Source organism: Caenispirillum bisanense (assembly GCF_039523075.1).
GTDB classification, from domain to species: domain Bacteria; phylum Pseudomonadota; class Alphaproteobacteria; order Rhodospirillales; family Rhodospirillaceae; genus Caenispirillum; species Caenispirillum bisanense.
On the sequence record NZ_BAAAEP010000021.1, the window covers coordinates 1 to 18227 of the forward strand.

The following is an 18227-nucleotide window of genomic DNA, read 5'->3' on the forward strand; positions in this document are numbered from 1 at the left end:
CCGAGGACGAGGCCGCCCTGACGGCGGCGGAGGAGGGCTTGCGGCGGCTGGACGATGCGCTGACCACGGCGCGGGCGGTGCTCGCCGACCGCCGCGCCGGCCTTGCCGCCCACCTCGCCACCCCGGCCCCGGCGGAGGACGAGGCGGCGCTGGCGGTGCGGGCCGGCGAGACCGAAACCGCCTGCGAGGACGCCCGCCGCCGCTGCGCCGAGCAGCGCGCCCGCCTGGAGCACGACGCCCGCCAGCGGGCGCGCGGCGACGATCTGGCCGCCCGCATCGACGCCCAGCGCGCCCGGTGCGACCTGTGGGCCGGGCTCAACGACGTCATCGGCTCCGCCAACGGCGACAAGTTCCGCCGCTTCGCCCAGAGCCTGACGCTTGACCGCCTGCTGATGCTCGCCAACCGCCACCTGGAGGATCTGGCGGCGCGCTATGTGCTGCAGCGGTCGCCGGGCGGCGAACTGGACCTGCAGGTGATCGACCGCGAGATGGGCGACGAGGTGCGCGGTGTCGGCTCCCTGTCGGGCGGCGAGCGCTTCCTGGTGTCGCTGGCGCTGGCGCTCGGCCTCGCCTCCATGTCCGGCGACCGGGCGCTGGTCGAAAGCCTGTTCATCGACGAAGGCTTCGGGGCGCTGGACGCCGACAGCCTGGACGTCGCCCTGTCGGCCCTGGAGGCGCTGCAGGCGACCGGCCGCAAGGTCGGCGTCATCAGCCACGTGCAGGCGCTGGTGGACCGCATCGGCGTGCAGATCCGCGTCAGCAAGGCCGGCGGCGGCCGCTCGCTGGTGGAGACGGTGGTGGCCTGAGCCGCCGCCGCCTGCCGCTACGCCCCGTCGGCGGCGGCCGGCTCGGTGCCGAGGCGCGCCAGCACCCAGTCGCGGAAGTCGTCCGGCGGCAGCGGGCGGGCGAACAGCCAGCCCTGGCCGACCTGACAGCCGCGGTCGCCCAGGTAATCGCTGTGGGCCTGCGTCTCCACCCCCTCCGCCACCAGCTTGAGCCCGAGGTCGCGGCCCATGGCGATGACGGCGTTGATGATGGTCTGGCTGCCGGCGGTGTCGGGCAGGCCGCGCACGAAGCTCTGGTCGATCTTCAACTCGTCGGCCGGCAGGCGGTCGAGGTAGCTGAGCGAGGAATAGCCGGTGCCGAAATCGTCGATGGACAGCAGCACCCCCATGGCGCGCAACTCCGCCAGGGTGGCGAGCAGCGCCGGTTCGTCGCCGGCGAGCGCGCTTTCGGTGATCTCCAGCACCAGGGCATCGGCGGCGAGGCCGGTTTCCGCCAGTACGGCGCGCAGGGTGGCGGTGAAGTCGGGGTGGCGGAACTGCAGCACCGACACGTTGACCGCCAGCCGGAAGGCCGGCGGGAAGCCCGCCTGCCGCCAGCGGCGCATATGGCGGCAGGCCTCGCGCAGCACCCAGGCGCCGAGGTCGAGGATGAGCCCGGTTTCCTCCGCCACCGGCACGAACACCGCCGGCGCCACCCGGCCGAGGCTGGGGCTGGTCCAGCGCAGCAGCGCCTCGGCGCCGATGGGGGTGAGGGTGGCGAGGTCAACCTTGGGCTGGAAGTGCAGCTCGAACTCGTCGTTGACCAGGGCGGCGCGCAGGCCGTGGGCGATCTCCAGCCGTTCCAGCAGCTTGCCTGCCTGTTCCGGGCGATAGATGCGGCAGGCATTGCCACCGTCCTCGGCGGCGGCATGGGCGGCTTCCTCGGCGCGGGTGACCAGGGCGGCGGCCTCGCTGCCATGATCGGGGAACACCGCCACCCCCACCGACACGGTGGTGAACAGCTTGCGGCAGCCGACCTCGTAGGGGGCGCCCATGGCGCGGCGCAGATCCTCGGCCATGTCGAGCACCCGGCCGGTCGCCGTCAGCGCCACCACGAAGCGCTCGCCGCCATGGCGGGCGAGGCGGCTGCCGGCCGGCAGGGCGGCAGCCAGCCGGGCCGCCGTCTGGCGCAGCAGGTCTTCGGCGGTGTCGAAGCCGGTCGCCACCTCGATCTGGCGGAAGCGGTCGATCTCGATGAACAGCACCGCCAGCCGGTCCGGCCGCGCCGCCAGCAGGGCGCCCAGGTCGCCGAGAAAGACGCCGCGGGTCGGCAGGCCGGTGACGGCATCGCTGTCGCGGGCCTGGTCGGTGGCGGCGGCGCGCTCGGCGGCGACGCGGGCCTCCCGCCGGCGCTCGCGGGCGAGGCGGGTCTCCACCGTCGCCAGCAGCATCTCGATGTCCACCGGCTTGGTCAGGTAGTCGTCGGCGCCCAGCTGGCGGCCGGCGATGACGTCCTTGCGGTCGGCCAGGGCAGACAGGAAGACGAAGGGCATGTCGGCCAGCGCGTCGCCGCGCTCGCGCAGGCGGGCCAGCACGTCATAGCCGCTCATGCCCGGCATGGTGACGTCGCACAGCACCATGTCCGGCCGGTGGTCGATGATGGCCGCCAGCCCGTCGATGCCGTCGCCGGCCTCGATCACCTCGAACCCGGCGTCGCGCAGTTCGTCGGCCAGGATGCGGCGCAGGGCCGCCTCGTCCTCAATGCACAAGATCCGCGCCATGCGGTCCGTCTCCCCCCGATTGCTCCCGGCCGCCCCTCAGCGGCCGCCACCCCGTTTGTGCTGCCGGCCGTCGCCTCAGCCGATGTCCGCCGTCTCCGCCTCCTGCTGCTGCGACGCGACGGTGCCGCCGGGCGGCAGCAGCGGCAGGTCCACCGTGAAGGTGGTGCCGGCGCCCTCGATGCTCTGCACCGACACGCTGCCGCCGTGCATTTCCACCAGCCGCTTCACGAAGTGCAGGCCGATGCCGGTGCCGGCGATGCCGGTGGAGGTGCGGGCGCGGAAGAAGCGCTGGAACAGCCGCGGCAGGTCTTCCGCCGGGATGCCGACGCCTTCGTCGGTCACCGCCACGCGGGCCCGCTGCCCCTCCTGCCAGCCGCGCACCAGCACGGTGCCGCCCTTGGGCGAGTACTTGACCGCATTGGCCAGCAGGTTGGTCGCCACCTGATCGAGCAGCGTGCCGTCGGCCACCAGCCGGTCGGGCAGGGCGTCGATGTCGCAGACGATGGTGTGGTTGCGGGTCAGCGCCTGCTGGCGATGGCAGACCTCCGTCAGGATGCGCTTAAGGTCGCAGTCCTGCGGCGCGAAGCGGATCTCGCCGGAGTCCAGGCGCGAGGCCGACAGGATGGCGTCGATCAGCCCCACCATGCGGGCGACGGCGGCGCGGATCTCGGTGCCGAGGTTGGTGAAGTCGCCCTCCGCCAGGGTCGCCCGCCGGCGCATCAGCCGCTGGGTGGAGGCGTCGATGATGGCGAGCGGGGTGCGGAATTCGTGGCTGGTCATGGACACGAACTCGCGCTGCAGCTGGTTCAGCTCGCGCTCGCGCTCCAGCGCCACCCGCAGCGCCTCGGCCGCCTGCTTGTGGCCGGTGATGTCGGTGATGACGAACAGGGTGGAGCCGTCGGGGGTGTGGTCGACCATGGTTTCGATCCACCGCCCGTCGGGCAGCTGGCGCTCGGCCAGGAAGGTTTCCTGCCGGCGGTAGAGGGTGAGGCGCTCCCCCACCCAGCTTTCATCCTGGCCGAGGCCGAGGCCGATGGCGCGGGTGATCTCCGCCATGGGGATGCCGGGGCGCAGCAGGGTGTCGACCTCCGGCATGAACTCGCGCACCTGGTCGTTGCACAGCACCAGCCGCTCGTCGGCGTCATACAGCGCGAAGCCGCCCTTGAAGGTGTTGATGGCGGTGATGAGCCGTTCTTCCGCCTGCCGCTGGGCGGCGGTGCGGCTTTCCACCAGTTCTTCCAGATGGCCGCGGTAGGCCGCCAGTTCCTCCTCCACCCGCTTGCGGTCGGTGATGTCGCGGATGAAGGCGGCGCAGGTGCGGGCGCCGCGCATGGGCATCTGGGTGACGGTCAGCTCGATGGGGAAGGTGGAGCCGTCGGCGCGCAGGCCGAGCGCCTCCATGCGCTGCTCGCGGTGGCGCAGCTCGCCGGTTTCGAGGTAGCGGCGGATGCCCTCGGCATGGCCGGCGCGCAGGGGCTGGGGCACCAGCGTCTCGATGATCAGGCGGCCGGCGACGTCGCCGCGGCGGCGGCCGAAGATGCGTTCGGCGGCGCGGTTGAACTCGACGATGCGGCCGTCGCCGTCCATGGTGATGATGGCGTCGGCGGCGCCTTCGACGATGGCGCGGAAGCGTTCCTCGCTCTGCTTGTGCTCGGTGATGTCGGAGCGCACGCAGACCGTGCCGCCGTCCTGGGTGCGGAAGTCGGCGATGCGCAGCCAGCGGCCGTCGGTCAGCCGCCGCTCCACCGCATCGCCGGGGTTGCGGAACTGCGACAGGCGGCGGGCGATGAAGCCGGCGCGGTCGATGACGGCATCGTCGAACATGCCGGAATCGGCGGCGTGGGTCAGGAACTCCAGGTACGGCGTGCCGGGCACCAGCATCTCCGCACCCGGCCCGTAGGTCTGGAGGAACTTGGAGTTGGCGATGACCAGCCGTTCCTCGGCGTCGTAGAGAGCGAAGCCGTCGGAAATGGCCTCGATGGCCTCCGCCAGTCGCTGGCGGACCTCGCGGTTGCGGATCTCGTCGGCATGGGCGGCGGCCAGGCGGTCGCGTTCCACCAGGTTGTCGCGGAAGACGGTGAGGGCGCGCACGATGTCGCCCACCTCGTCGCTGCTGCGCACCGGCGGCAGGGTGATGTCCGGGTCGCCGGCCGACAGGCGGCGCAGGGCGGCGGTGGCGGCGGTCAGCGGCCGCACCACCAGCCGCTGCACCACCAGCACGCCCAGCACGGCGACCACGAAGGTGACGGCCAGACCGCTGAGGATGGCGCGTTCGCGCATGCGGCTGACCGGGGCGTGGACCTCGGCCAGATCGGCGGTCGCCACCACCGCCCAGCGGGCGCCCAGGAAGTCGAGCGGCGTATAGGCGGCGAGCAGCCGGGTCGGGGTGGCGTCGGGGCCCAGTTCCTCGCTTTCCATGATGCCGCTGGTGCCGGCCAGCGCCGCTTCCACCGGCGCCGTGCGCACCGCCCGCGCCATCAGGGTGCTGCGGCCGGACACCCGGCTGTCGGAGCGCATCATGTGGTCGGCGCCGACGATGAACACGTCGCCCGACCGGCCGAGGCCGGTGGCCGCCTGCACCAGCCGGTTGATGCGGTCGGTGGGGATTTCCAGCACCAGCACCCCGGTCAGCGCCCCGGCGGGATCGAGCAGCGGCGCCGCCAGGAAGGCGACCGGGCGGTCCTGGTGGGCTTCATAGGGGGCGAAGTCGACGAACACCTGCAGGTCGGCGTCGCGGGTGCGGGCGTGGGTGGCGATCACCGCTTCCCACGCGCGCCGCAGGCCGGTGGCGGCGAAGGGGCGGTCGGTTACGGTGACGGCGAAGTCCGGGCGTTTCTTGACCGAGTAGATCACCCGCCCGGTGGCATCCACCAGCAGCATGTCGGCATAGCCGAAGTCGCGAGCGAACTGGCGCAGGCGGGGGTGGAAGCGGTTGTGCGCCAGGCTGAAGATGGACGGGTCGTTGGGGTGATCCAGCCGGTCGCGGTCCTGCGGGCTGTAGGGGTTGGCCTCGACATACAGGTGGCGCAGGCGTTCGGGCGCCCGCTCGCCCATCTCGTCCCAGCCCACCAGGAAGCTGGAGTAGGCTTCCTCGATCAGCGGGTTGGTGGCCTGGCTGCGGAGGTCGCGGCGCAGGGCCTCCAGGTATTCCTCCAGGGCGAGGCGGCGGCTTTCCAGCAGGGCGCCCAGGCGGTCCTCGGCGGCGGTGGCCAGTTCGCGGGCGGCGCGGTCATAGTCCGCGTAGGCCACCACCAGCCCGGTGACGAGCGTCGCCAGAACCACCAGCAGGGGAATCTTCTGTGCCAGTTTGAGGCGCAATGGCCGTGTATCCTCGCAGGCGCCGTTGCCACCGGTGCGGCGGGTGGGGGAAGGGGCGGTCAATAGATGCTGAAGGGGAAGTACTTGGCGTTGATGCGGTCGTAGGTGCCATCCATGCGGACCCGCAGGATGGCGCGGTTGAGGGCCTGCAGCAGCGTCTCGTCGCCATGGCGGACGGCGATGCCGATGCCCTCGTCGGCATAGATCGGGGCGCCGACGAATTCGAAGTGGGCGCCCTCCGGCGTTTTCGTCAGCGCCCACATCACCAGGCTGTCGGCGATCAGCAGGTCGGCCTCGCCGCGCATGAGCGCCCGGTTGGCCTCCGACTGGGTGGCAAAGACGCGCATGTCCATGCCGATCTCGCCGTGGCCGAGCAGGTACTTGTGGGCGGTGGTGTCGGCCTCCACCGCCACCCGCTTGCCGCGCAGGTGTTCCGGCGAGACGTCGATGCGCGAGCCCTTGCGGGCGATGAACTGCATGGGGGTGCGGTAATAGCGGTTGGTGAAGGCCACCAGCTGCTTGCGTTCCTCGGTGATCGACATGCTGGCGATGATGGCGTCGATGCGGCGGTCGTTGAGGGCCGGGATGAGGTCGCCCCACGGCACCGCGACGATCTCGCACGTTGCCTGCATGGCGGCGCACAAGGCCTCGGCCATGTCGACGTCGAACCCGCCGAGGCTGCCGTCGGCCTGGACATAGCTGAAGGGGGCGTAATCGCCCTCGGTGCCGATGATGAGCCTGTCGGCGGCTGCCATCGCCCGCAGCGGCGCCGCGACGGCAAGGAGCGTCGCCAGCACCAGGGCCGCCCGCACGATCCACGGTCGCACGCCTGTGTCTCCCCCTCTCTGCGCGCTGCCACCCATCCCGACCGGCTGCGCCTCCAAAGTGTCCCACAGCCGGGGGCACTTGCCCAGGGGGATCAGTCGCGGCAGACGTGCAGGTGGGGCGGCGCCGGCGTCAGTGGGGGTGGCGGTGGCCGGGCGGCTGCGACTCGCGCCGGCGGCGGCCATCCTCCAGCTCGGCGTCGATTTCGGCGCCGATCAGCACGGCATAGGCGCCGACGAAGAACCACATCAGCAGCACCACCACCGCGCCGAGGGAGCCGTAGGTCTCGTTGTAGGACGCGAAGTTGGTCACGTACCACGAGAACAGCATGCTGGCCGCCAGCCACAACGCCGCCCCCACCACCGTGCCCCAGCTGAACAGCCGGAAGCGGGCGCGCGGCCGGTTGGGCGCCAGGTGATAGATGACGCCCAGGCCGAACAGGACCCCCGCCAGCATCAGCAGCCAGCGGCCGGCCAGGATCAGGTCGGCGGCCACGTTGCCCTGCACGCCGACGGCGGTGAAGGCGATGGGCAGCACCACCACCAGCATCAGCGCCACCACCATGCTGAGGATGGTGCCGGCGGTGAGGCCGAGGGCGACCAGGTTCTGCTTGATGATGTTGCGGCTTTCGCCGACGTCGTAAACGATGTTGAGCGCCCCCATGATCGCCTTGACGCCGCGGGTGGAGGAATAGAGCGCGATGGTGGTCGACAGCAGCAGGCTGATGCTGAGGGTCGCTTCCTCCCGCGTCAGCTGCTGCACCTGGGTGTCGATGATCTCATAGGCCTGCGGCGGCACGGTGCCGTGCAGGGCCTGCATCTGGTCCCGGATGCGCGACGGATCGGCCAACAGCCCGAAGACGGAGATGAGCGCCGCCAGGAACGGGAACAGCGCCAGCAGACCGTAGAAGGCGACGCCAGCGGCGACCACGTTCAGGTTGTCGGCGCCGATGCGTTCTCCCAGCCGCTTCAGGAAGTCGATCAGCCGGAACAGCCGGATGCGGCGCAGGCGGCGGTTGCCGGCCGGGGGTGCGTCGCTGGCGGAACCGGGGGTCATGGCGGGCGTTCCCTTTCCGGCGGTTGCAGGCGGAAGCGTGCATCGCCCCCATCGCGGGAACGGCTGGCGGAGCCCGGCGGTTCTGCATCAACCGCTTCTTCCGCCGCGGTTTTCTCTTGCGCCGCCGCTCCGGCGGGAGTACCGAACGGCCCCGCCGCATCTTCATCCTAAAGTTCCGACAAGAGGGGATAACACCATGGCCGCCGACCTCGACGTGGTCCTGGACGTGCACGACCGGCCGGCGCCGGCAACCTGGGCCGTGCTCAGCCTGCAGCACCTGTTCGCCATGTTCGGCGCCACCATCCTGGTGCCGTTCCTGACCGGGCTCAACCCGGCGGTGGCGCTGGTGTCGAGCGGCCTCGGCACGCTGCTCTACATCCTGTGCACGCGGGCCCGCATTCCGGCCTATCTCGGCAGCTCGTTCGCCTTCATCGCCCCGATCATCTCGGCCGCCTCCATCGCCGGTCCCGGCGGTGCCATGGTGGGTGCGGCGGTTGCGGGCGCCGTCTACGTCGTCGTCGCCTTCTTCATCTGGAAGGGCGGCATCGGCTGGCTGATGCGCCTGCTGCCGCCCATCGTGGTCGGCCCGGTGATCATGGTGATCGGCCTGAGCCTCGCCTCGGTCGCCGTCGACATGGCCATGAACCTGCCGGGGCAGGGCGTCTATTCGGCGCCGCACTTCGTCACCGCCCTGGCGACGCTGCTGATCGCCATCCTGTGCGGCATGTTCCTGAAGGGCGTGTTCGCGCTGGTGCCGATCCTGTTCGGCATCGTCGGCGGCTATGTGGTCGGGCTGGCCATCGGCATCGTCGACTTCGCCCCGGTGGCGCAGGCGCCGTGGCTTGCCGTGCCCGCGTTCTCCCTGCCGGCCTTCTACCTGCCGTGGCCGCAGCTTCTCGCCTGCATCCTGATCGTCGCCCCGGTGGCGGTGGTGACCCTGGCCGAGCACATCGGCGACCAGATGGTGCTGAGCAAGGTGACCGGCCGCAACTTCCTGGAGGAGCCGGGCCTGCACCGCTCCATCCTCGGCGACGGCGCGGCGACCATGCTGGCCTCGTTCATCGGCGGCCCGCCCAACACCACCTACGGCGAGAACATCGGCGTCATCGCCATCACCCGCGTCATGAGCGTGTGGGTGATCGGCGGCGCCGCCTGCCTGGCGGTTCTGTTCGGCTTCGTCGGCAAGATCGCGGCGCTGATCCAGACCATCCCGACGGCGGTGATGGGCGGCGTGTCGATCCTGCTGTTCGGCATCATTGCCAGCTCCGGCATGCGCATGCTGATCGACCGCCAGATCGACCTCGGCCGCAAGCGCAACCTGATCATCGCCTCGGTGATCCTGGTCATCGGCATCGGCGGCGCCCTGGTGCAGGTGCCGTTCTCGGTGGAAGTGGACGGCGCCCCGGTGGAAGCCAGCGTCAAGATCGCCGGCATGGCCCTTGCCACCATCGTCGGCCTGGTGCTGAACCTGGTCCTGCCGGGCCGCGAGGCGGCCGAGCACGGCGGCTCCATCTTCCAGCGCACCAAGGCGTGAGTACTGCTTGCGATCCGGTGCGGTTGAGGTATTATCAGGAGGGTAGCTGAACGGGCGCAAGCCCGCCCAGCCACCCTGCTACTCGAGAGTCAGGGCGATGAGGAGGTGCATCCTCATCGCCTTTATCTTGAGCCGCAGGACGAAACGACGAAATCGCATCGTCGAACGCTCTCCTGAGCGTGGCGCGCACCGGCACCGCCGGTGCGGTCCACGGCACCATAATGCCAATGACAATCGAATTTGCAACAGCCTGGGCGGGAGTCCGGCTGGCGATGCCGCGTGCGTCACGGCCGCCGGCTCCGGCGGCGCGACGGGAGTGGCCGTAGGCAGGCGGGGCCTTGCGCGTTTAGCATGGACATCTGCGTCCACGGAGCGTCCATGTCCGCCCCCACCCCTGCCGCCCCGCGCCGGGCCTCGCCCCTGCGGGCGTTGCGGCATTCCAACTACCGCCTGTTCTTCGCCGGCCAGCTGGTGTCGCTCATCGGCACCTGGGTGCAGACCATCGCCCTGTCGTGGCTGACCTATCGCCTGACCGGATCGGCGGCGCTGCTCGGGCTGGTGGGGTTCGCCACCCAGATCCCGGTGTTCCTGCTGTCGTCGGTGGGCGGGGCGGTGGCCGATGCCGCCGACCGCCACCGCATCATGGTGGCGGCGCAGGTGGCGTCCATGCTGCTGGCGGCCGGGCTGGCGGTGCTGACGCTGGAAGGCAGCGTTCACGTCTGGCACGTCTTCACGGTGGCGGCGCTGCTCGGCACCGTCAATGCCTTCGACATTCCCGCCCGCCAGGCCTTCGTGGTGGAGATGGTGGGGCGCGACGACCTGCCCAACGCCATCGCCCTCAATTCCTCCATGTTCAACGGCGCCCGGCTGGTCGGCCCGGCGGTGGCCGGCGCCCTGCTGCCGCTGGTGGGGGAGGGGTGGTGTTTTGCCATCAACGCCGCCAGCTATCTGGCCGTGATCGCCGCCCTGCTGGCCATGCGCCGCCAGCCGGTGGAGCGGCCGCGGCCGACCGGCGGCCTGCTCAGCCGCATGCGGGAGGGCTTCGCCTACGTCCACCGCACCCGGCCGGTGCGCGGCCTGCTGCTGCTGGTGGGCGTCGCCAGCCTGATGGGCAGCCCCTACATCGTGCTCATGCCCATCTTCGCCGATCAGGTGTTCGGCGGCGATGCCAGCACCCTCGGCCTGCTGATGAGCGCCATCGGCGTCGGAGCCCTGGCCGGCGCCCTGCTGCTTGCCATGCGCCAGCAGGTGCGCGGCCTCGGCCGCTGGATCGCTGCCGCCGCCGTCGGCTACGGGCTGATGCTGATGGCCTTCGCCCAGGCGCCGTCGCTGGCGGTGGCGCTGCCGCTGCTGGCGGCGACCGGCTTCTGCATGATGATCCAGAATGCCGCCTCGAACACCCTGATCCAGGCCATGGTGCCCGATGCCTACCGCGGCCGGGTGATGGCGGTCTATTCCATGATGTTCATGGGCATGATGCCCTTCGGCGCCCTGATCGGCGGCGTCCTGGCCCAGCACCTGGGGGCGCCGCAGACGGTGACGCTCGGCGGCGCCGCCTGTCTGGCGGCGGCGGCGGTGTTTGCCCTGCGCCTCGGCAGCCTGCGGGCGGAGGGTCGTCGCCTGCTGCTCGACCAGAGCGTGGCGGTAAGCGACCCCGCCGCCGCCCGCCTGTACGAGCCCGGCACCGGCGGCGCGCCGCTGGCCTCGGCGCCGCGGCGGCCGGAGGCATGAGGCGCCTCACACCACCAGGGTCGCCAGGGCTTCCAGTCGGTCGGCCTCCGTGTGCGGCTTGTCCCAGCGGATGCGGCTGATGCGCGGGAAGCGCATGGCGAGGCCGGACTTGTGGCGCGGCGAGGGGTGGATGCTGTCGAACGCCACCTCGAACACCAGCCCCGGCCGCACCGCCCGCACCGGGCCGAAGCGTTCGGTGGTGTTGGTGCGGATCCAGTGGTCGAGCTGGCGCAGTTCCTCGTCGGTGAAGCCGAAGTAGGCCTTGCCGACCGGCACCAGTTCGTCGCCCTTCCAGACGCCGAAGGTATAGTCGCTGTAATAGCTCGACCGCTTGCCGTGGCCGCGCTGGGCATAGAGCAGCACCGCATCCACCGTCAGCGGGTCGCGCTTCCACTTGAACCACGGTCCCTTGGGGCGGCCGGGGACATAGGCGCTGTCCCACCGCTTCAGCATCAGGCCTTCCATGCGCCGCTCGCGCGCCTCGTCGCGCAGGCGGCCGAGGTCGTCCCAGGCGGTCAGCGGCAGCAGCGGCGACAGGTCGAAGCGGTCGCGCGGGCGGGCGAGGAAGGCCTCCAGCCGCCGCCGGCGGTCGGCGAAGGGCAGCGGCCGCAGGTCGTCCGTCCCCTCCTGCAGCAGGTCGTAGGCGCGCACGAAGGCCGGGTACTTGCGCAGATGGGCGGCGGAAACGGTCTTGCGGTTGAGCCGCTGCTGCAGGTGGTTGAAGGGGGCGGGCGCGCCGTCGGCCTCGCGCACCAGCAACTCGCCGTCCAGCGCGCCGTCGAAGTCGATGGCCTCGGCGATGTCGGGGAAGCTGTGGGTGATGTCGTCGCCGGAGCGGGCATAGATGCGGCGGTCGCCGGCGCGTCCGACCACCTGCACGCGGATGCCGTCCCACTTCCATTCGACGGCGTAGTCATGCGGGTTCAGCGCCCGCACGTCGGCCTCTTCCAGCGGTGTCGCCAGCATGAAGGGGCGGAAGCCGGCGACGTCGGTCAGCGCCGGCTTGTCGCCGCCGGCCGCCCAGGCGAACAGCGGCGCATAGGGCGGGCGGACGCAGGGCCAGGCTTCCTCCACGTCGTGCAGCGGCACCTGTGCCCACTGGGCGAAGGCGGTACGGGCGAGGCGGGCGGAGACCCCGACCCGCAGCCCGCCGGTGATGAGCTTCAGCAGCGCCCACCGGCCGGTGGCGTCCAGCCGGTCGAGCCAGCCGGCCAGCAGGCCGGGGATGCTGCTGCGTGGTGCGGCCATCAGCGTGTCCACCACCTCCCACAGCGGCGGCGGCGGCTCGTTGCCGCCGGCCGGCGGCACCCACATGAGGGCCAGGGTCTCCGCCAGATCGCCGACGTAGTCATAGGAGAGGTAGAACAGCGTCGGGTCGCAGCGCGCCTCTGCCAGTTCGCGGATGGCGCCCGGCTTGGCGGTGCCGAGGTCGAGGTCGCCGGTGAGGGCGGCGAGGCCGTAGCCGCGGTCGGGATCGGGAGCGGTGGCGAGGTAGTTCTCGATCAGCCGCAGCTTGCCGGTGCGGCTGGGCATGAAGACGAGGCCGTCGAGCAGGTCGGCGAAGCGCTGCATGGCGGTCAGCCGCCCCCGCCGGCGATGTCGGTGGGTTCCTCCTCATACCCTTCCAGGTGCAGCGCCTCGGCGTGCAGCCCGTGCTGGCGGGCGTGGTGGATGAGGGCGTCGTCGCGGCCGTGGGTGACCCAGATCTCGCCGGCCTGCACCTCGGCGATGGTGCGGGTCAGCTCGTCCCAATCGGCGTGGTCGGAGAGGATGAGCGGCAGCTCGACGCCCTTCTGCCGCGCCCGCCCGCGCACCCGCATCCAGCCCGAGGCCATGGCGGTGACCGGGTCGGGCAGCCGCCGGCTCCAGCGGTCGGCGAGGGCGGAGGGCGGCGCCATCACGATCTCGCCCTTCATCTCCGCCTTGTCCGCCGCCGTCGCCGGGCGCAGCGGGCCGAGGGCGATGCCGTGGGCTTCATAGAGGTCGCACAGGGCCTGCAGGGCGCCGTGGATGAAGATGGGGCGCTGCCAGCCCGCCTCGCGCAGCAGGGCGATCACCCGCTGCGCCTTCCCCAGCGCATAGGCCCCGACCACATGGGCGCGGTCGGGGAACAGGCGGAGGGAGGCGAGCAGGCGGTCGATCTCGTGGCGGTCGTCGGGGTGGCGGAACACCGGCAGGGCGAAGGTGGCCTCGGTGATGAACACGTCGCAGGGCACCACCTCGAACGGCGGGCAGGTGGGGTCGCGGCGGCGCTTGTAGTCGCCCGAGACCACCACCCGCTGGCCGCGGTACTCCATGACGATCTGCGCCGAGCCGAGCACATGACCGGCCGGCACCAGCCGCACCGTCACCCCGCCCACCTGCCGCGCCTCGCCATAGGGCAGCGGGTCGCCGCCGCTCAGGCTGCCGCCGTTGCGCGCCGCCATGATGGCCAGCGTCTCGGGCGTTGCCAGGGTGGCGCCGTGACCGGCGCGGGCGTGATCGGCATGGCCATGGGTGACCACCGCCCGCGGCACCGGCCGCAACGGGTCGACATGGAAGTCCCCCGGCTCGACATAGATCCCCTGGCGGGTGACCTTGACCCAATCGCGTGCATGCATCCCGCAGATGTTTGGGCGGCAGGGCGCCGGGTCAAGGGGCGCCGGCTCGGGCGGTGCTAGCGGCTGCGGCCGTGGTACTCGGCGTTCGGCATCATCTCGGTCGCGTGGGCGACGCGGTTTGTGTAGTTGTAGAAGCCGGTGGTGTCGGCGATGTCGAAGATGTCGGCGTCGCTGAAGCCGAGGTCGCGCAGGCCCTGGCGGTCTGCCTCGCCCACGTCCATGGGGGCGGTCGTCAGCTTCCAGGCGAAGTCGAGCATGGCGCGCTGGCGCGGCGGCAGCGGCGCGACGCGGTAGTTCATGGCCAGCATCTCGCCCAGCTGCGGGTCGCCGGACAGCTGGCGCACCGCCTGACCGTGGGCCACCAGGCAGTAATAGCAGTGGTTGGCGCAGGAGACGGCGACGGCGATCATCTCCCGCTCCAGCTTGGTCAGGCCGCTGTCGGCCAGCATGATCTCGTTGTAGTGGCGGGAGAAGGTGCGCAGCTTGTTGGGCGCCTTGGCGTAGGCCTTCAGCACGTTCGGCACGAAGCCGATCTTCTCCTCGCAGACCTGGAAGTACTTGCGCAGGTCCTCGTCCATCTCCGCCGGGTCGGCGATGTCCAGGCAGATGACGTGATCGGCTTGCGGCATGGTCGAAGGTCCTCCCGATGTTTTATGGTTGGGAAGACCTTGACCGAAAACCGCCGCCGCGATCAAGCGTCGCGCAGGTACCACAGCAGGTCGCGGTCGGAGACCTCGGCCTGGAAGACCTCGCACTCGAAGCGCTTCACGCAGGAATAGATGCGCACGAAGTCGTCGCCGAGGTAGCGCCGCATGACGAAGCTGTTCTCGAACAGGGCGATGGCCGCCCGCCAGTCGGTGGGCAGCGGCTCGCCCGGCTGGTCATAGCCGTTGCCTTCGATGGCCGGCGGCGGCGCCAGCCCTTCGGTGATGCCGTGGTGCAGGCCGGCCAGCACGGCGGCGGCGACGGCATAGGCGTTGGCATCGGCGCCGGCGGTGCGGTGCTCGATATGGCGGGTCTGCGGGTCGCCGCTGGTGACGCGCACCGCCACCGTGCGGTTGTCGATGCCCCAGGTCTTGGTGGTCGGCGCGTAGGAGCCGGCGCGGAAGCGGCGGAAGCTGTTGGCGCCGGGCGCGAACACCGCCACCCCGTCCTGCATGGTGTCGAGCAGCCCGGCCACCGCCTTGCGCAGCAGCGGCCCGCCGTCGGCCTCGCTGCCCGCGAACAGGTTGGCGCCGGACTCGTCGGCCAGGCTGACGTGGACGTGCATGCCGCTGCCGGACTCGTTGGTCAGCGGTTTGGCCATGAAGCTGGCGATCAGGCCGTGCTTCTGGGCGATGGCCTTCACCAGCCGCTTCAGCATGATGCCTTCGTCCACCGCCCGCAGCGGATCGGCCTTGTGGTGCAGGGTGAGTTCCCACTGCCCGGCGGCGAATTCGCTGATGGCGGTTTCGGCGGCGATGCCCTGGGCCTCGGCGCAGTCGTACAGCTCGTCGAAGAAGGGCGCCATGTCCTCGATGGCGGTGGTGTGGCAGACCTGGCTCTGGGTCGGCCGCTCGCCGGACAGGTAGCCGCGCGCCGGCTGCAGCTCGCCGTGAGGGCCGCGCTCGCGGTCGAACAGGTAGAACTCCAGCTCGCAGGCCATCACCGGGTGGAAGCCGTCGGCGCGCAGGCGCTCCGTCACCCGCACCAGGGCGGCGCGGGGGTCTGCGTGGATGGCGGGCTCGCTGCCGGGGTCGACGCCCATCAGCACCTGCGCCGTCGGCACGGCGATCCACGGGCAGCGCACCAGCGTGCCGGCGATGGGGCGCAGGGTGCAGTCCTTGTCGCCCACTTCCCACAGCAGGCCGGCTTCCGGCACGTCCTCGCCGCGGATGGACATGGAGAGCGTGGAGGTGGGCAGCGGCCGCCCGGTGCGGTAGACGGCTTCCAGTTCGTGCGCCTGAACCGCCTTGCCGCGGAAGGCCCCCGTCACGTCGGTGAACAGCAGATGGACGCGGCGGATGTCGGGGTTGGCGGCCAGGAAGGCGCGCGCCTCCGAAACGTCGGCAAAATGGCTCATGGAAGGATCACCTGGCGGTCAGTTGAAGGAGGACGTCGTCGAAGGCGGCCAGCAGCCGGTCGACGTCGGCCTCGGTGGTGGCAGGGCTGCACAGTGTCATGTTGTGGAAGGGGGTGATGACAACGCCCCGGTTGAGCAGGGCGAGATGCAGCGCCCGTTCCAGCCCCGGCCGGAAGGCCGCTTCGGCCTCGGCGCCGGTGCGCGGCGGGGTGGGGCGGAACTGGATTTCGCAGCGGGCGCCCAGGCGGGTGACCGTCCACGGCAGGCCGGCGCGGGCGATGGCCGCCTCCAGCCCGTCGGCGAGGCGGTTGGCCAGGGCGATCATGCGGCGGAAGGCATCGGGGGTGGCCACCTGCTCCAGCGTCGCCCGCATGGCGGCCAGCTGCAGCGGGTTGGCGGACAGGGTCGTGCCCATGCCGGAGTGACCGTGCCCGCCGGCGGCGGAGGCGCGGGCGTGGGCCTCGGCCATGCGCTCGGCCATGGCGGCCGAGGCACCGTAGACCGCCGTCGGCAGCCCGCCCGCCACCGGCTTGCCGAGCACGAACAGGTCCGGTTCCAGCCCATACGTGCGCGTATAACCGCCGGGGCCGGTGGAGAAGGTATGCGTCTCGTCGATGATGAGCAGCGTCCCCGCCTCGCGGGTGAGGCGGCGCACGTCGTCCAGGAAGCCCGGCTGCGGCAGCACCATGCCGCAGTTGGTCAGCGCCGGCTCGGTCAGCACCGCCGCCACGTCGCCGGGGGCGAGGGCGTCGGCCAGCGCTGCGGCGTCGTTGAACGGCACCACGCGGGTGGACCGCGCCAGATCATGCACCTGCCCGAGCAGGCCGGGGCGCGGCAGCGTCTGCCCCTGCGGGCCGAGGCGCACCATGGCGTCTTCCACCGTGCCGTGGTAGCAGCCGTCGAACACCACCACCACCGGCCGCTGCGTCACCGCCCGCGCCCAGCGCAGGGCGTAGCGGTTGGCATCGGTGGCGGTGGCGCAGACCTGCCACACCGGCAGGCCGAAACGCTCCGCCAGCAGCCGGCCGATCACCGCCGCATCCTCCGACGCCAGCATGGCGGTCAGGCCGCGCGCCGCCTGGGCGGCGATGGCGGCGGCGACCGGGGCGGGGGAGTGGCCGAACATGGCGCCGGTGTCGCCCAGGCAGAAGTCGGCATAGGCATGGCCGTCGGCATCCACCAGGGTGGCGCCGCCGGCTTCCTTCAGGAACAGCGGATAGGGCGTCGGCCAGTCGGCCATCCAGTGCATGGGCACGCCGCGGTACAGATGGGCCTGCGCCTCCTGCCCCAGCCGGCGGGAAACCGGGCGGGCGGCGGCGAAGGCCTCGGCCTCGCGGGCATGAAGCGCATCGGCGGCGGCATCGGGGATGTCGGGCGCGGCTGCGGCGGTGCTCAAGATTTCGGACCTCGCGATGAGAATATTGAACAGTGTGTGCGAGGCTGCGGGAAATGACAAGAGGCTCCACACGGACCCGGCGAGCGGCCGCCGCCCGGACGCGCAAAAGGCCCCGGCCGTGATGGCCGGGGCCCTGGTGCGGAAAGCGGCGGGGTTACTGGGCGGTACCGCCGGTGGTGCCGCCGGTCGCGCCCCCGGTGGTGCCGGTGGTGCCGGTGTTGCCGGTGTTACCAGTGGTGCCGGTGTTGCCGGTGGTGCCGGTCGTGCCAGTGTTCGTGCCGCCGGTGGTGCCGGTGCCGGTGCCGGTGGTGGCGCCGGGCTGGGTGTCGTCGGTATCGCCGGCGGTGCCGGTCTGCGGCAGGGTGCCGGTCTGCTCACCCGGATCGGCGGGGTCGGTGGTGGTGGTGCCCTGGCCGGTCTGCGGCTGCGTCTCCGGGGTCGGCGCCGGGTCGGCCGGCTGGGTGGCGGTCTGGCCGTCATCCTGCGGCTGCTGGCCGGTGCCGCTGGCGGCGGTCTGGGTCAGGCGGTTCAGCGTCTCGTCGGTCAGTTCGCCGGTGGCGGCCATGTCGTTGTGGCGCTGGAACTCGGCCACCGCGCGGATGGTGCGCGGGCCGTAGAGACCGTCCACCTGACCGTCATAGAGGCCCATGTCGCGCAGGGCCGTCTGGGCCTGCCGCACGTCGTCGTTGTCGAGGTCGTTGACCATCGGCCGGCTGGCCTGGCGCGAGGATTGCGCCTGGGCCGGCTGCATGGTGCGGGTGCCGGCGGCGGTCTGCTGCTGCTGCTGCTGGGCATCCTGCCCCTGCAGGGCCTGCTCGGCATCGTCACGCATGAAGCCGCCGGCCGCGCCGACGCCGGCGCCGACGGCGGCACCCACCGGGCCGCCGACCACCGCCCCGGCGGCGGCGCCGCCAAGGCCGCCGCTGGCGGCGCGCTGTTCATCGGTGCTGCCGCAGGCGGCGGTCAGAAGGGCTATGCCAAGGGGAGCGATCATCCACGGGCGCATGGCGTTCATCCTTTCGGCTGCTCAGGGAGATTGACTCATGAACAGCCGCCGTCCGCCGCCGGTTCGGACGTCTACGCCTCTTGCGCGCATTTTTCCCGTCACGCGATTGCGGCCGGCGCTGGTGGGGCCGGCCGCGGGGTCGTCGGTGACGTGT

The 18227-nt window shown here is 71.6% G+C and carries 13 protein-coding genes; 3 read left to right on the forward strand and 10 right to left on the reverse strand.

What is annotated here, in order from left to right:
• Nucleotides 1-806, forward strand: an 806-nt coding sequence (locus ABD056_RS11030; RefSeq protein ID WP_343866622.1) for an SbcC/MukB-like Walker B domain-containing protein, incomplete at its 5' end; no start/stop codon positions are given.
• Nucleotides 807-823: 17 nt separating this feature from the next.
• Here the strand turns inward: ABD056_RS11030 and ABD056_RS11035 are convergent.
• From ABD056_RS11035 to ABD056_RS11050, 4 genes are all read right to left on the reverse strand, one after another.
• Nucleotides 824-2545, reverse strand: coding sequence for a putative bifunctional diguanylate cyclase/phosphodiesterase (locus tag ABD056_RS11035; RefSeq protein ID WP_343866623.1), 1722 nt, complete (start codon nucleotides 2543-2545; stop codon nucleotides 824-826).
• A 75-nt stretch (nucleotides 2546-2620) separates the two neighbouring features.
• Nucleotides 2621-5863 (reverse strand): PAS-domain containing protein, encoded by a 3243-nt coding sequence (locus ABD056_RS11040; protein ID WP_343866624.1) that lies wholly within the window; start codon nucleotides 5861-5863, stop codon nucleotides 2621-2623.
• A 59-nt stretch (nucleotides 5864-5922) separates the two neighbouring features.
• Entirely contained in the window at nucleotides 5923-6690 is a 768-nt protein-coding gene (locus ABD056_RS11045) for a transporter substrate-binding domain-containing protein (RefSeq protein ID WP_343866625.1), read from the reverse strand.
• A 130-nt stretch (nucleotides 6691-6820) separates the two neighbouring features.
• Complete coding sequence (locus tag ABD056_RS11050) at nucleotides 6821-7744, reverse strand: YihY/virulence factor BrkB family protein (RefSeq protein ID WP_343866626.1); 924 nt, start codon at nucleotides 7742-7744, stop codon at nucleotides 6821-6823.
• 196 nt (nucleotides 7745-7940) lie between these two features.
• Here ABD056_RS11050 and ABD056_RS11055 point away from each other — a divergent pair, with 196 nt between their 5' ends.
• Together ABD056_RS11055 and ABD056_RS11060 are read left to right on the forward strand one after the other, a co-directional pair.
• Entirely contained in the window at nucleotides 7941-9278 is a 1338-nt protein-coding gene (locus ABD056_RS11055) for a solute carrier family 23 protein (protein WP_343866627.1), read from the forward strand.
• Nucleotides 9279-9656: 378 nt separating this feature from the next.
• Nucleotides 9657-11009 (forward strand): MFS transporter, encoded by a 1353-nt coding sequence (locus tag ABD056_RS11060; RefSeq protein ID WP_343866628.1) that lies wholly within the window; start codon nucleotides 9657-9659, stop codon nucleotides 11007-11009.
• 6 nt (nucleotides 11010-11015) lie between these two features.
• Here ABD056_RS11060 and ABD056_RS11065 read toward each other — a convergent pair whose 3' ends face one another.
• From ABD056_RS11065 to ABD056_RS11090, 6 genes are all read right to left on the reverse strand, one after another.
• Complete coding sequence (locus tag ABD056_RS11065; protein ID WP_343866629.1) at nucleotides 11016-12581, reverse strand: cisplatin damage response ATP-dependent DNA ligase; 1566 nt, start codon at nucleotides 12579-12581, stop codon at nucleotides 11016-11018.
• A gap of 5 nt (nucleotides 12582-12586) precedes the next feature.
• Nucleotides 12587-13609, reverse strand: coding sequence for a ligase-associated DNA damage response exonuclease (locus ABD056_RS11070; protein ID WP_343866630.1), 1023 nt, complete (start codon nucleotides 13607-13609; stop codon nucleotides 12587-12589).
• A 56-nt stretch (nucleotides 13610-13665) separates the two neighbouring features.
• Nucleotides 13666-14238 carry a peroxidase-related enzyme gene (locus tag ABD056_RS11075; protein WP_343866631.1) on the reverse strand — a complete coding sequence of 191 codons (573 nt, stop codon included), beginning with the start codon at nucleotides 14236-14238 and terminating at the stop codon, nucleotides 13666-13668.
• Nucleotides 14239-14300: 62 nt separating this feature from the next.
• Nucleotides 14301-15671 (reverse strand): glutamine synthetase family protein, encoded by a 1371-nt coding sequence (locus ABD056_RS11080; RefSeq protein ID WP_343866632.1) that lies wholly within the window; start codon nucleotides 15669-15671, stop codon nucleotides 14301-14303.
• Between the two features lie 7 nt (nucleotides 15672-15678).
• On the reverse strand, nucleotides 15679-17067 hold the full coding sequence (locus tag ABD056_RS11085; RefSeq protein WP_343866633.1) for an aspartate aminotransferase family protein: 1389 nt from the start codon (nucleotides 17065-17067) through the stop codon (nucleotides 15679-15681).
• A gap of 154 nt (nucleotides 17068-17221) precedes the next feature.
• On the reverse strand, nucleotides 17222-18073 hold the full coding sequence (locus tag ABD056_RS11090; protein ID WP_343866634.1) for a peptidoglycan-binding domain-containing protein: 852 nt from the start codon (nucleotides 18071-18073) through the stop codon (nucleotides 17222-17224).
• Nucleotides 18074-18227: the final 154 nt, after the last annotated feature.